Source organism: Hymenobacter psychrotolerans DSM 18569, from assembly GCF_900142395.1.
Taxonomy (GTDB): Bacteria; Bacteroidota; Bacteroidia; order Cytophagales; family Hymenobacteraceae; genus Hymenobacter; species Hymenobacter psychrotolerans.
Map to the genome: position 1 here is coordinate 16,660 of NZ_FRAS01000016.1, position 12,686 is coordinate 29,345.

Here is a 12,686-nt window from a genome sequence, read left to right on the forward strand (position 1 = left end):
GCTACTACACTCGAAATGGCAGGTTCAACTATTCTACTATTTGCGAAACTATATTCAGCTTTTGCTGGAACGCTGCTCATCGGCTATTTGCTAGGACGAGTATTGTTGCGACTTGCTAATGTGTTTCTGCCAGAGCGCAACGTGCGCATATTTCTCAGCCTGCTGTCTGGGCTAACTGTTTTAATTGTAGCCTACGCTAGTATGGCTACTCGGGGCGTTACCATACTTTTGCCAGTTGCAGTAATCATAATAGCTGTTCTCTTCTTATGGAATAATAAAAAATCCCTAAATGATGAGTTAGTTGATAATTCACATTGGAGCACAGATTTAATTACGATACTGGGGACAGGTACGTTGATATTCTCTGCCCGGTATTTTTTGTTATATGACTCTAGCTCGGAGTTTCTGGTTACGCCATTTCAAGACTACGTCTATTATGGAAGACTTACACAGCCACTTAATATAGCCGGCATCGAAACAAATGTGCTGGAAGCCATATATCCTCAGTTTATCACGGAACAGCCTTACCACTATTTTGATGTTTGGCTGAACGCATTGTTAGTAAAATGCACAGGTGTACCATCTGTGTGGGCGCTATACCTTACAACATATTCCGTTCTAATCGTAGTGGTTGCGACGGGATTTATGGCGCTATTGGCATATAGTGCAGGCGTTAAGCAAAAATGGATACCTGTATTGTCGCTGCTTCTGCTGACAGTAACGGGAATCAGTTGGCCTGTGGTGTCGGAAATAGATTTCATTCGAAACGGCGCACTTATTGCCAGCAGCACACTGCCAGTTTTACCAAAACTAGCGCCAGTTTACATTTTCTTAATTCTGGCGGTCTTGGCGCTGCTTCAGGGGCGCTACACAATTGTGGGGCTTACATTAGCTACGCTGCCGCTTGTATACGTGTCCACGGCCCCTACTATTGGGCTGGGAGTCGCTAGTTTGGCTTTGTTTCTGTGGTTGCGCCACCGTGTTACACTTGCAGGTGCTCTGAAAATGGTAGCCCCTACGTTATTTGCCAGCCTATATATAGCAGGGTTTTATGTCCTGCAGCCTGAGCCTTACCAATTTCCTGCTACTGGCCGTGCCTTCGCTTTAAGCACCATCATTCCAAGCTGGAGCGAGTACCGTACGCTTATTAATATCGGGTTCGGAACCCTGCTCAATTTTGGCTTTTATTTCGCTCCGTATGCCCTGCTGTTGTTCCTGCTACTACGTTCACGAATCAAGAAAATTGCGTATACGCAGCAAGAAGTATTGGTATGGTTTGGGGCTAGCGTTTTTATGGCAACTGCGTTACGAGCATTTGGTAGTCATTACATAGACAGCTTTCAATTTTTTGCCAATACTATCATTCCGTTTGCTGCTATAGTAATTGCAGTGCTTATTGGTATTGCCTTGACAGCTAAAACACAGCGTCATTACGTTTTAACAGCTTTGGTTCTGTTAGTATTGGCGGTAATAAATAATTACACACTGTTTTTTGAAAGAACCAAGACTTTGTCAGCGACGCGCTATTCCACTTCTTTTTTACGCGTCGTACAAAGCGAGTTGCAAAATCTAGGACCACGCGGAGCTTTTATAATGTCTCCGGATGATTATGAGAATGTGTATATGATGTCTCCTGATTCGTATGTCTGTGGAACATACGTTTCAAATTTTAAGAATGACTACGCTTTCACCACACTGTCAGCTCTTGATCTAGAACATAAAAGAGCCGAACCGCATTTTCAGCGAGACTCTATACAGGCCGAACAAGCAACACGTAAATCATCGTTTTATCGGTTTCAGCGCTTTAAACAAATGCAAGGGCAGAAGCTCGCACTTGATAGCGCCAAATACCAGTTTGTAGTAGAGAATGGGATAAGCTTTATCTGTACTTCAAAGCGAGCTACTCTTCCTCTTGTTCTACAGCCTTTAGTTGATCGGTCATACCGTGATTCTTATTCAGGGGAGATGTTCTACGTACTCCGCCCTTCCAGCAAAACTCTTAGCAACGCCTACTATTAGTCCATTATTAGGCCTGCAGTAGTATCTTTGCGCCCGTTGATCTTTCGCTTTACCTTGCTTCATGAACGTTCCTTTTCTATCCTTCGCACCGCAGCACGACCCTATACGGGAAGATGTGCTTAACGCCATTGCTAACGTATACGACAAGCAATGGTACGTCCTGGGTGACCAAGTGCGGGAGTTTGAAACTGCATACGCTGAGTTCAACCGCGTGGAACACTGCATTGGTGTCGCCAATGGCCTCGATGCTCTTCACCTGGCCCTGGAGGCCTTGCAGGTTGGCCCTGGCGACGAAGTATTGGTGCCGAGCAACACGTATATTGCTACTTGGCTGGCTATTTCCTTTGTAGGCGCTACTCCGGTTCCTGTAGAGCCCAACCCAGCTACTTATAACATCGATCCGGCTCGGCTGGAGGCTGCCATTACGCCTCGTACGAAAGGTATCATGCCTGTGCACCTGTATGGGCAAGCGTGCGAGATGGGCCCCATCATGGAAGTAGCCCGTAAGCATGGTCTGTGGGTAGTAGAAGACAATGCGCAGTCGCAAGGAGCTACTTGGCAGGGAGAACTAACCGGTAGCTTTGGCAATGCAAATGGCACAAGCTTCTATCCAGGCAAAAACCTGGGTGCGCTTGGTGATGCAGGAGCTGTTACGACCAATGATGAGGCGCTGGCTGCCAGAATCCGGATGTCGCGCAACTATGGTTCGCAGAAGAAATATTATAACGAAGTTATTGGCCATAACTCGCGCCTAGATGAGCTGCAGGCCGCTGTGCTGAGCGTGAAGCTTGCCAAACTGCCTTCCTGGACAAAGCAGCGCCAGGATATAGCAGCCCTATATGACCAACATCTGGCCGGCCTTGATGGGGTGGTACTGCCTGCTGTAGCGGAGGGTGCTACGCATGTATACCATCTGTATATAGTGCGGACTACGCGCCGTGATGAACTTCAGCAATACCTTACTGAGCAGAATATCGGCACCCTGATTCACTATCCGGTGCCGCCACACCTGCAACAGGCGTACGCGCACATGAATATTGCTGCAGGTTCCTATCCTATTGCAGAGGAGCTGGCTTCCACTAGCCTCAGCTTACCTATGTGGCCTGGCATGACAGAAGCCCACGTTTTGGCTGTTACAACAGCTGTGCGCGGTTTTTTCGAACAGAAATAGAGGAACGTCTTCATTCCTTCCGCAGGTAGCCTGATGGGTATGGAGGCATACAAGGTCTTTAGGTCTTCGAATGATTAGCACTTCCTTTGTTCAGCTTGAGTTGCGGGCAGATGGTATTCTGGCACTGACCATAAACCGTCCTGCCCAATACAACGCACTCAACATTGCTACTCTAACCGAATTAGAGTCCATTCTGCTAGAAGCAAAGCAGCAGCCTCAGGTACGGGCGCTCCTGTTGACTGGAGCCGGCGATAAGGCTTTTGTGGCTGGTGCAGATATAAATGAATTCCAGCAGGTAAAGCCTGAGGAAAGCCGGTTTTTCGCTGAGCGAGGCCAACGAGTTTTGCAACTATTAGAGGATATGCCAATCCCTGTAGTGGCGGCTATCAACGGATTTGCTTTAGGAGGGGGATGTGAATTGGCCTTGGCTTGTCACATCCGTATAGCCTGTGAACACGCTCAGTTAGGACTTCCGGAAGTGAAGCTTGGAATTATTCCAGGCTACGGCGGTACACAGCGTCTGACGCATCTTGTGGGCAAGGGTAAGGCCTTGGAACTGATGCTCACAGGCAATCCGATAGGAGCAGAGGAGGCCCTTCGGATTGGATTGGTAAACCGTGTGGTTCCGGCGGCAGAGCTACTGTCTGTTAGCATTAAACTGCTGCAGCAAATGCTGGAGCGTGCGCCCCGTGCTCTGCGTGGAGTTCTGCAGGCTGTAGCGGCCACGCAGCAAGGAAGTTTGCAGGATGGCTACACAGCAGAAGCTGTAGCTTTCGAAGCCTGTTGCCAGACTCAGGATTTCCGGGAGGGAGTTCAGGCCTTCTTAGAGAAGCGGCCTGCGCGCTTCTCCAGCCAGTAGCCGGGATAGTTCTCGTGGGTGCAGACCATGACCAAGCGTCGTCGTGCAGTTACTCACCAAATATTCAAACGAGCTGTTAACCCTTACTGGTTGGCACGCTCTTTATCATTCACTGCTTTGCCATGTCGATTCCCAAACTTATTGAGGTTGCCAAGATAGGCTCCCTAGAACTGGGGTATATCTCAGTGGCGGAGAATAGTCACTTACCGTTTGCTATCAAACGTGTATACTGGACATACTTCACCCCCGATTCCGTTATTCGGGGGCATCATGCGCACCGTGATTTAGAGCAGCTGATTTTTGCCACCACCGGCCGTATCGAATTCACGCTGGAGGATATGTACGGGCAAGTGAGCGAGTATATCCTTGACGCGCCGAACAAGGGGCTGTATATTCCCCGAATGTATTGGCGCACCATTAAATTTTCGCATAACGCCGTACTGATGTGCCTCACATCGATGGAGTACGACGAGCAGGATTACATTCGCTCCTACGAGGAATTCAAAAAAATCAGCTCCTATGAAATTCAACAATCGTAACGTAGTACTCGGAGCTAACGTCCGGTTAGGAAAGAATGTACGAATTGGCGACAACACCACGATTTATGACAACGTGGAAATTGGCGACAATACAATTATTGCCAACGACAGTGTCATTGGCGAACCGCAACACGCCTACTATTTCCAAGGTGGCTACTCTAATCCGGCCACTGTTATTGGCGCAAATTCCTTCGTGCGAAGCCATGCTATTATTTATGCTGGCAGCACTTTTGGCGACAATCTGAATACAGGCCATCGTGTGACAATACGGGAAGGCGCTGAATTCGGAACCAACTGCTTGATAAGCACACTTGCTGATATTCAGGGCAATGCTACTTTCGGTGACTATTGCCGTTTATATAGCAATGTTCATATATGTGAATTCTCTAAACTTGGCAATCACGTTTTCATCTACCCCTATACCATATTCACTAACGATTCCCGGCCACCTTCCAACCATTATATGGGGCCCACCGTGGGCGACTACACCATCATTGCTGTGCATTCAGTAGTACTGCCGGGCGTAACCATTGGCAGCAATTGCCTTATTGGTGCCAACTCCGTGGTTAGCCGGGATATTCCCGATTTTAGCTTTGCGGTAGGCAGCCCTGCTAAAGTAACGCGCGATATTCGGGAGATTGGCTCGCGCGAGAAGGAGGGCGCACAGTACCCGTGGATGTACAACTTCGAGCGTGGTATGCCTTGGCAAGGCATAGGGTTTGATGCCTGGAGCCAGCAGCAGCACTAACAGCAACATCTTACGAACTTCCTGTTTGTTATGCCCTCCATTCATTCATCGGCGCTGGTAGAAACTAAGACAATCGGTTCTGGCACCACCATTTGGGCGTTCGTGCATATTTTGCCAGACGTTACCGTCGGGAGCAACTGCAACATCTGTGATTTCTGCTTTATCGAAAGCGGGGTTTCTATAGGAAACAACGTAACGCTGAAAAGTGGTATCTATCTCTGGAAGGGTGTCGTAATAGAAGACAATGTCTTTTTGGGGCCCAATGTGGTTTTTACCAATGATTTACGCCCTCGCAGCAAGCAATACGACACTGAGTTAGCCTCTACGCTTATTGGCTATGGGGCATCCCTAGGAGCCAATTCCACCATATTGGCAGGCGTGAAAATCGGGCGTTTCGCTATGACGGGCATTGGCTCCGTTGTGACTCGCTCAGTGCCAGCATATGCTCTGGTATACGGAAACCCGGCCCGCCAGCATGGCTGGGTAGATGAGCGTGGGGAGAAGATGATACCAGTAGAGCCCAAGCTCTGGCGCTCGAGAAATGGCGACCTTTACACAGAAACCGTTGACGGACTGCAATTGCAGCTTTAGTGAGCCATAGGAGCCCTGCATTCGATTACAACACATGTCTGACGTTACTTCTCAGTACACTACCACTGCGCCGCTTGTAACAGTCGGGGTTGCTTCCTTCAACAACGCCAGCTACATCGGGGCTACCCTCGATAGTATTCGGGCTATAGACTATCCCAATCTGGAGCTGTTGGTAGTAGATGATTGTTCAACCGACGATTCCGTTGCTGCAATTGAAGCGTGGCTTACTCAGAATTCCGATTTTCCGGGGCGTCTTATTGCCAATGCAACTAATCAGGGAGTGTGCCGGGTATGCAACAGGTTCATCACTGAGGCACACGGCAAGTATGTATGCCTTATTGGCTCCGACGATATTTATCTGCCTCACAAGCTGTCCACGCAAGTTGCTATGCTGGAAGCAGCGTCTGAAAAGGTAGGAGTGGTATACAGCGACGTCGCCAAGATTGACCCACATGGAAAAATAACTGTGCCCTCCGTCTATGGTACAGGAGAAGTTGTTCCTTTCGCCGGCGACATCTGGCTGCCCATGTTGCGCGTCAATTTTATTCCAGCCATGACTACGCTCATTCGCCGTAGCTGCTTTGATGTAGTCGGTCTTTATGATGAATCACTCGCCTACGAAGATTGGGACATGTGGCTGCGGCTGGCTCGTAAGTATGAATTCCTGTACCAACCAGAAGTAACAGCTTTATACCGGATTCATGGTGGGTCGGCCATGCACAAAAGGCGTGCTCAGGTGGCTGAATCTAGCCTTTTGTTGCTGCAAAAACATGTTGGGATCAGTGCTGAAGGAGATGAAATTATAAACGAGCACACTGCCTATTATGCGGAGGTATTGTACCTGCTCGGCAGTCCAGCGAGTAGTGAATGGTTGGCCCGTCGTTGGAAATCAAAGCGCGACATGCGAAGCTTCGCCTTATTGTCTTTGGCCAAACTAGGAATTCCTGCCCATACCATGCAGCGGGTTTCCTCCTGGGTAAAAAAGATAAGAGGCATTAGCTCTTGATCTATGAGCTAAGTGTAGGAAACAGGATAGATATAAAATGGAAGACGCCTCAGTATAGGCGTTGCGTAATACCGCACTTATTTAGATAAATCACACACTTGTAGAACAAAAATGCCAACTATCAGAGGAGTTCGTTACCGGTTGTCGCAGGTATTGCATAAAGCGGCCGAGCGGTTATTCGTGCCACCTGGAGGAGGCTCCATCCGAGACATTGGCCAGGAGCAGCTTGGGCCGGATGCCAAGAGGGCACTCATCGTGTATGTTCTACATGTCATCCCGTACTACGTCGCCGGAAATTTGGAGAAAGCTCCTATGCTCAACGAGCACTCCATGTACTGGGAAACCGTGGAAATGGTGCGCCAGCTCAATGAGCGGGGCTATGTAGTCGATTTCTATGATGTACACTGCGCCGAGCCAATAGAATGGGATAAATATGAAGTAGCCTTCGTGCAAAACGACCGACTAGCTGAGTGCCCGTCGTCGGTCAAAATTAAGAAGGTGTTCTACTGCACGGAGAACTATTGGGCCTTTCAAAATCTAGCTGAGATGACCCGCTTGCGCGACTTTCATCAACGCACAGGAATTTGGGTCAGACCTGAGCGGCAAACCCGAATCAGCTTTTCTGATGAGCATGCTGACATTATCACGTCATTCGGGACTCCGTTTCAACGTCAGTTCTACTATACAGGGGCAGAGCGCCATCAACTAGATATATCTGTTGCGCAGCAACCCGCTCATTCGCCTAAAGAAGTAGCGGGCGCCCGCTACAATTTCGTATGGCTTGGGAGCGGCGGTGCCATCCTGAAAGGCCTCGATGTGGCAGTTGAGGCTTTCCGGGGTCTGCCGGAGGCCACGTTGTACATTGCAGGCAATATCAAGCGTGAAGAGCGGCTATGGCAGTGGTTGGAACCGTTGCTGCAGCAGCATCCAAATCTCCGGTATCTGGGCTGGGTAGATGTCACTTCCGCATCATTCGCGAAGGTAGCTAACAACTGTATCGGGCAAATTTACCCAAGTGCCTCGGAAGGGGGGCCTGGGTCAGTAGCACAGCTGCTGCATTTCGGTTTGATTCCAATTGTTACGGAAACTGCGGCAGTACGCTCCGCATCATTAGGGTTTGAAATAACGGCGCAGGATTCCGCAACCATCATCACCGATATTCAGCACTACGTCCGTGCCCTGATGCAACAATCCGATGATGAACTGCTGAGCCGTTCGGATGCTTGCCGGCAGTTTGCGTTGCAGCACCATACGCGCCCTGCGTATGCTGCGAGCTTTGCGGCCTTACTTGACCGGCTGGAACTGTAATCTGCTCGGTGTCTAAGCACGGGTTAGCAAAATCGTGTACCTTTGCGGCGCCATAATCGTGGCAACTGGCTTCTTTTGGGTCACAGCGTTGGCCTTTTTGCCACCGTATCCGTATGCGGACCTCTTAATTCACGTTTCCTCCATGTCATCTTCCAAACCGCACATCGTTATTACGTCCATTTTCGCGCCGACAAAGGCGGTGAACAAATTTGCAACCCTGCCCGACTATCAGTTAGTAGTGGCAGGAGACCGTAAGTCGCCTGCGCAGTGGGAAGCCGAAAATGTGGTGTACCTCTCGGTGCAGGACCAGGAGAATATGGGAATGCGGATGGCTGAAAAGCTGCCGTTCAACCACTATGGCCGTAAAATGATGGGCTACCTGCATGCAATGCAGCAAGGCGCGCAAATCATTATCGACACGGACGATGACAACATCCCGTATGATGGGTGGGAGTTTCCGGCCATGGAAGGCGAATTTGCTACATCACAGGCTGACAGGGGCTTCGTTAATATCTACAAGAACTTCACGAGCCATCATATCTGGCCTCGCGGCTACCCGCTGGATCTAATCCTCAATCAGGATCATAACATCAAAGAAGACGAGCTGACGCCGCAGGCAGCCAAAATCGGCATCTGGCAAGGCTTGGCTGACAGTGACCCAGACGTTGACGCCATTTACCGCTTGGTTGACAACACTGAGGTGTTCTTCGATAAGCGTGCGCCGATTGTGCTGGCTGAAGGTACACTCTGCCCGTTTAATTCCCAGAACACTGCTGTACGCCGCGAATTGTTTCCGCTGCTATACCTGCCGGCTTACGTAACGTTCCGCTTCACTGACATTCTGCGTGGGCTGGTAGCTCAGCCCATACTATGGGCGCACGGCTACCGCCTGGGCTTCACTGAAGCTACTGTGCTGCAGGAGCGCAACCCGCATGATTACGTGAAGGACTTCGAGTCGGAAATTCCTTGCTATCTGCACCCCAACAAGGTGATTGAAGTAGTAAAGAGCCGTATCAGCCCCGATAACAGCGTGAGCGAAAATCTGCTGCGTGCCTACCAGGGCCTGCAGGAAGTGGGCATCGTTTCCGCACAGGAAGTGGAGCTGCTGCAGCTGTGGCTGCAGGATGTAGCTGCTTTAGCCGTTTAGCTTGACTCACAGATGTATGCAGGAGTTTCCTTCTCTTTCCATCATTATTCCGTCCTGGAATCAGGGCCGCTTTATCGAGCGGACGTTGCTTAGTATTCTGCACCAGGACTACCCGGGGCAAGTGCAGGTCATTGTGTCAGATGGCGGCTCCAAAGACGAAACGGTAGATATCCTTAAAAAATACGACGACCAGCTTATCTGGTGGTCCGCACCTGACAAGGGATTCGTAGACGCTGTTACCAAAGGCTTGGCCAAGGCCACCGGCGACGTGCTGGCCATCCAGAGCAGCGACGACTACTACCTGCCCGGCGCTTTCCGAAAGATGGCGGCAGCATTTCAGCAGTTTCCTGAGGCCGGGTTTGTATCGGGTGGCGAGATAGGCATCGACCTGCAGGACAACGTCATTTACCGCAACACAACAGCCGGTGCTATAACGCCCCATTCCATTCTGTTCGATTATGTGCCGCCGCAACACGCCACTTTTGTGAAGCGTACGGTGCTGGAGCAGACAGAAGGGATGCGCAAAGAAGTGGATATGTGCGCCGACATTGACTTGTGGTACCGGGTATCGCACTTGGCGGCTGGCCAGGCTATTCCTGACTACATGGCCGTTTATCAACTGCATCCTGACCAGCGCACTGCCACCTCACCTAAGTGGTACAGCAACTTGGTGAAGATGGTGGAAACCTGCGAGCAACACCCGGTATACAGTCAGAAATTCCGCCTCAATGAAGAGGAGCGCCGCAACCTGTACACCTATTGGGAAATCAACTGGACCAGCAAGCGTGACCCGGAAGAGGCGCGCACCATTGCTTTCCGACGCCTGCCCGGCCTGCTCAGCTATAGCAACCGTACCCGCCGCATGATTCTGGGCAACACAATTACCCCTATCCTGCGAAAAGTGCTGCCTGAAACGGTTATCAACTCGCTTCGGCCAACTGCCGAACACACCACCGCTGAGGATCAAGCCGAGGTGGCCATCAACTGGTGGCGAAATACGGAGGCAAGCAAGTAAGCCAGCCCATTTTTGTACCCTCACACTCCGTTTACATGGATTTGCACGCACCCATATATATAGCTGGGCACCGGGGCATGGTTGGTTCGGCTATACTTCGCCGTCTTAAGCGGGCTGGCCACGACAATTTCATTCTCCGTACCTCGCAGGAGTTGGACTTGCGTGATCAGGCGGCTGTGGCTGACTTCTTCGCTGAGACAAAACCGGCTTATGTCGTGTTGGCTGCCGCTAAAGTAGGCGGCATTGTGGCCAACAATACATACCGGGCCGACTTTATATATGAAAACCTGATGATTCAAACCAACGTGATTCATCAGAGTTTTCTGCACAATGTGCAGAAGCTGCTGTTTTTGGGCTCATCATGCATTTATCCGAAAATGGCGCCTCAGCCACTCAAAGAAGATGCCTTGTTGACGGGCCTGCTCGAAGAAACAAACGAGCCATATGCTATTGCTAAAATTGCCGGCATCAAGATGTGCGATGCTTATCGCAGTCAGTATGGATGCAATTTTATCTCAGCCATGCCCACCAACCTCTATGGCCCGCATGATAACTACGACCTGAAGAACTCACACGTACTGCCGGCCTTGATTCGTAAGTTTGACGAAGCCAAACGAAATGGCACGCCGGAAGTGGAAGTGTGGGGTACAGGCACGCCCAAGCGGGAGTTTTTGCACGTAGACGACTTGGCGGATGCGTGCTACTATCTGCTGCGCGAATACAACGAGCCGGGTTTGGTGAATGTGGGTACCGGTGAAGACCTGAGCATTCGCGAGTTGGCTGAGCTGGTGCGCGAGATTGTGGGCTACGAGGGAAACATCCGTTTCAATAGCAGCTACCCGGATGGCACGCCCCGCAAGCTGATGGACGTTAGCAAACTGGCTGCGGCCGGCTGGCGCTCTTCCATTGAGCTGCCCGATGGTATTCGGGCCGTGTATGAGGAGTTTGAAGCCACCGCTCATCAGACCGGTGCCGTGAACTCCTGAAAAAATAAATAATAGAAATCAATTTCCGCAGACGACGATGAAAGTAGCGCTGGTTACCGGTATTACCGGCCAAGATGGAGCGTATTTGGCCGAACTTCTTTTGAAAAAAGGCTATGAGGTGCACGGTATTAAGCGCCGGTCTTCGCTCTTTAATACAGACCGCATCGACCATCTGTACCAAGATCCACACGAAACGAATGTGCGCTTCAAGCTGCATTATGGTGATTTGTCGGATTCTACCAATCTGATTCGTATCATTCAGGAAGTGCAGCCTGATGAGATTTACAACCTCGGGGCCATGTCGCACGTGAAAGTGTCGTTCGATACGCCTGAGTACACTGCTAACGCGGATGGCATCGGTACGCTACGCATTCTGGAAGCCGTCCGGCTCCTCGGGCTTACCAAGAAAACCCGCATTTACCAAGCCAGTACTTCTGAATTGTACGGGCTGGTGCAGGCGGTACCGCAGTCCGAAACCACACCATTCTATCCTCGCTCTCCGTATGCGGTAGCGAAAATGTACGCCTACTGGATTACGGTAAACTATCGTGAGGCGTATGGGATGTTTGCCTGCAATGGCATCCTGTTCAACCACGAAAGCCCTCTACGTGGCGAAACATTCGTAACGCGTAAGATTACCCGCGGCACAGCGCGTATTGCCATGGGCCTGCAGCAAAAGATATACCTTGGTAACCTGGACGCTCGCCGCGACTGGGGCCATGCCAAGGACTACGTAGAGGCAATGTGGCGTATCCTACAGCAGGACGAGCCTGAGGACTTCGTTATTGCTACCGGAGTAACCACCACAGTCCGTGATTTTGTGAAAATGGCCTTTGCAGAGGTCGGAGTAGAACTGGCTTTTGAGGGCGAAGGCTCTGAGGAAAAAGCCCGCGTAGTCAGCTGCAGCAACCCTGAGTACACGGTAGAAGCAGGCCAGGTGGTAGTTGAGGTAGATCCGACATACTTCCGTCCTACAGAAGTGGAGTTGCTTATCGGAGACCCGACCAAGTCCCAGCAAAAGCTTGGCTGGATACCCAAATACGATTTGCCTGCTTTGGTAAAGGACATGATGCAAGCGGATGTGGCATTGTTCAAGCGTGATGCTTATCTACTCAAAGGCGGCCATAAAGTGTATAACTATCACGAGTAGAACACACCGCCTATATTCAGATTTGAGAAAGTAAAAACCGGCTCAGGCCGGTTTTTTTACGAAGCTATGTACTGATTGACTCTATATAAATAATGGTTTGAATTTGGTATAGCAGATAATATAACATGTGTAAATTAGTTGTTCTGT

At 50.3% G+C, this 12,686-nt stretch carries 12 protein-coding genes; all 12 read left to right on the forward strand.

Annotated features, from left to right (window positions below):
• Nucleotides 1–15 precede the first annotated feature (15 nt).
• The 12 genes from BUE15_RS21640 (at nucleotide 16) to gmd (ending at nucleotide 12,539) form a co-directional block, all read left to right on the forward strand.
• Nucleotides 16–2,019 (forward strand): hypothetical protein, encoded by a 2,004-nt coding sequence (locus tag BUE15_RS21640; RefSeq protein ID WP_139252314.1) that lies wholly within the window; start codon nucleotides 16–18, stop codon nucleotides 2,017–2,019.
• Nucleotides 2,020–2,080: 61 nt separating this feature from the next.
• Nucleotides 2,081–3,190, forward strand: a complete 1,110-nt coding sequence (locus BUE15_RS14385; protein WP_073286472.1) for a DegT/DnrJ/EryC1/StrS family aminotransferase — start codon at nucleotides 2,081–2,083, stop codon at nucleotides 3,188–3,190.
• A gap of 70 nt (nucleotides 3,191–3,260) precedes the next feature.
• Nucleotides 3,261–4,049 carry an enoyl-CoA hydratase/isomerase family protein gene (locus tag BUE15_RS14390; RefSeq protein ID WP_073286475.1) on the forward strand — a complete coding sequence of 263 codons (789 nt, stop codon included), beginning with the start codon at nucleotides 3,261–3,263 and terminating at the stop codon, nucleotides 4,047–4,049.
• 122 nt (nucleotides 4,050–4,171) lie between these two features.
• Nucleotides 4,172–4,588 carry a sugar 3,4-ketoisomerase gene (locus BUE15_RS14395; RefSeq protein WP_073286478.1) on the forward strand — a complete coding sequence of 139 codons (417 nt, stop codon included), beginning with the start codon at nucleotides 4,172–4,174 and terminating at the stop codon, nucleotides 4,586–4,588.
• Entirely contained in the window at nucleotides 4,569–5,336 is a 768-nt protein-coding gene (locus BUE15_RS14400) for an acyltransferase (protein WP_073286481.1), read from the forward strand. Before BUE15_RS14395 ends, BUE15_RS14400 begins: the two co-directional genes overlap by 20 nt.
• A gap of 30 nt (nucleotides 5,337–5,366) precedes the next feature.
• Complete coding sequence (locus tag BUE15_RS14405; protein ID WP_073286484.1) at nucleotides 5,367–5,927, forward strand: acyltransferase; 561 nt, start codon at nucleotides 5,367–5,369, stop codon at nucleotides 5,925–5,927.
• A gap of 34 nt (nucleotides 5,928–5,961) precedes the next feature.
• Complete coding sequence (locus BUE15_RS14410; protein WP_073286487.1) at nucleotides 5,962–6,933, forward strand: glycosyltransferase; 972 nt, start codon at nucleotides 5,962–5,964, stop codon at nucleotides 6,931–6,933.
• Between the two features lie 111 nt (nucleotides 6,934–7,044).
• Nucleotides 7,045–8,241 carry a glycosyltransferase family protein gene (locus BUE15_RS14415; RefSeq protein WP_139252315.1) on the forward strand — a complete coding sequence of 399 codons (1,197 nt, stop codon included), beginning with the start codon at nucleotides 7,045–7,047 and terminating at the stop codon, nucleotides 8,239–8,241.
• 142 nt (nucleotides 8,242–8,383) lie between these two features.
• Complete coding sequence (locus BUE15_RS14420; RefSeq protein ID WP_073286493.1) at nucleotides 8,384–9,388, forward strand: STELLO glycosyltransferase family protein; 1,005 nt, start codon at nucleotides 8,384–8,386, stop codon at nucleotides 9,386–9,388.
• A gap of 16 nt (nucleotides 9,389–9,404) precedes the next feature.
• Nucleotides 9,405–10,403, forward strand: a complete 999-nt coding sequence (locus BUE15_RS14425; RefSeq protein ID WP_073286496.1) for a glycosyltransferase family 2 protein — start codon at nucleotides 9,405–9,407, stop codon at nucleotides 10,401–10,403.
• A 35-nt stretch (nucleotides 10,404–10,438) separates the two neighbouring features.
• Nucleotides 10,439–11,389 (forward strand): GDP-L-fucose synthase family protein, encoded by a 951-nt coding sequence (locus BUE15_RS14430; protein ID WP_073286498.1) that lies wholly within the window; start codon nucleotides 10,439–10,441, stop codon nucleotides 11,387–11,389.
• A 37-nt stretch (nucleotides 11,390–11,426) separates the two neighbouring features.
• Entirely contained in the window at nucleotides 11,427–12,539 is a 1,113-nt protein-coding gene (gene gmd, locus BUE15_RS14435; protein WP_073286501.1) for a GDP-mannose 4,6-dehydratase, read from the forward strand.
• Nucleotides 12,540–12,686 lie beyond the last annotated feature (147 nt).